Source organism: Streptomyces atratus (genome assembly GCF_014648655.1).
Taxonomy (GTDB): Bacteria; Actinomycetota; Actinomycetes; order Streptomycetales; family Streptomycetaceae; genus Streptomyces; species Streptomyces atratus.
This window is the reverse complement of record NZ_BMRN01000199.1, coordinates 1-932: the sequence shown is the minus strand read 5'-3', so window position 1 is coordinate 932 and position 932 is coordinate 1. Positions and strand designations below refer to the sequence as shown.

Sequence of the window (932 nt, the reverse complement as noted above, 5' to 3'; positions counted from 1 at the left end):
CCGGCAGGAGATGCATCGCCGGCCGACGCGGTCGCGGTGCTCTCGGACAGAACCGTGTCGGCCGGCTGCTGCGTGATCTCCGAGTCGGCGTTGAGCAGCAGGCCCGGACCTTGACTGTCCGGGAGTTTCGTTCCGTCGTCGGTGTCCTGGTGGGTTTGTCGTTTCTCCCGCGTGAGGAGGGTTTCGAGTTCGGTGGGCTGGTTTGCGGTGACCCATTGGCCCTGGCGTCCGGTGGCTCGGTCCTGGAGGAGAGCCAGTACTCCGGTTGCCCCGCCCGCGGCTGCTCCGGCCGGCGGTCCCACGTGGCCGACCGCGACATCGGGGGCGTACCAGCGGCGTCCGGGCACCGCCCGTGCCGCGTCGCTCAGGACGCTTCCACCATCGGTGGAGCGGACGCTCGCGGTGTCACAGGCCACGAGCACGACGGGAGCCGGAGGCTGGTAGGGGTCGGTGAGGGTTTCCATGAAACGCGCGAACTGGGCACCGTCGACCTCGAGGGGAAGGTCGCCGCCGATGTGGAGCTTGACGCCGTCCTGCGAGCCGTGTGCGTCGAAGAAGACCGGGTTGGGTGTCCGCTGCCCGGCCGGGGTGTTCGTGCCGGTGTGCCAGGGAACCGTGTTGGGCGATGCATTTTCCTCGGCCACGGGGACGAACTTGCCGTCGTCCGTCGTCCGGTAGACCTTGAAGGATGTCTCGTCGGCGCGGTACTTCGTGTAGAAGTCGTTGCGTGGAGCCCAGTCCCGGTCGCTGTGCGAGGCGTATCCGATGACCTCGCCGGTGGCGTCCCGGATGGTCCGGAGGCTCTGGCGTGCCTGCTCGAAGGAGACTTTCCGGCCGTCGTTGCCGACGAGTTCGTCCTTCGGTGTCCCGCTGTCTTGTTCAAGCCGTTGCGGTGCGGGGTCGAGGCCGCTCAGCAGTGTTCCGTTGTTCGG

Annotated in this window: 1 protein-coding gene; it reads right to left on the bottom strand. The window is 68.0% G+C overall.

Annotated elements, in window-relative coordinates; genetic code table 11:
• Positions 1 to 932: hypothetical protein (locus IEZ15_RS44070; protein ID WP_189282532.1), on the bottom strand; the 932-nt coding region annotated here is incomplete at both ends.